Origin of the sequence: Shewanella sp. Sh95 (assembly GCF_001308045.1) — a bacterium.
In the GTDB taxonomy this organism is placed as follows: domain Bacteria; phylum Pseudomonadota; class Gammaproteobacteria; order Enterobacterales; family Shewanellaceae; genus Shewanella; species Shewanella xiamenensis.
Genome location: NZ_LGYY01000052.1, coordinates 1 through 272, shown reverse-complemented (window position 1 = coordinate 272; position 272 = coordinate 1). Strand labels below are relative to the sequence as shown.

The 272-nt window shown below is 42.6% G+C and carries 1 rRNA gene; it reads left to right on the top strand.

Annotation, left to right across the window (positions count from 1 at the left end):
• Positions 1-159 precede the first annotated feature (159 nt).
• Positions 160-272, top strand: a 23S ribosomal RNA gene (locus AEA42_RS04285); the annotation flags it as partial.

Sequence of the window (272 nt, the reverse complement as noted above, 5' to 3'; positions counted from 1 at the left end):
TCGTTGTGTTAATACGAAAAAAATTGAGTTCTTAAAACACTTGTTAAGTGTCTTGAATATTCAAGTCTAAGGCGAGTCCATCTTCTTGGTCGAAGATGAGACAAGTAAAACCAGCTGGTCGCAACAGTGCAAGTGATGTGAAACTCATTTGGGTTGTATGGTTAAGCGACTAAGCGTATACGGTGGATGCCTTGGCAGTCAGAGGCGATGAAGGACGTAGTAACTTGCGAAAAGCGTTGGCGAGCTAGTAACAAGCATTTGAGCTAACGATG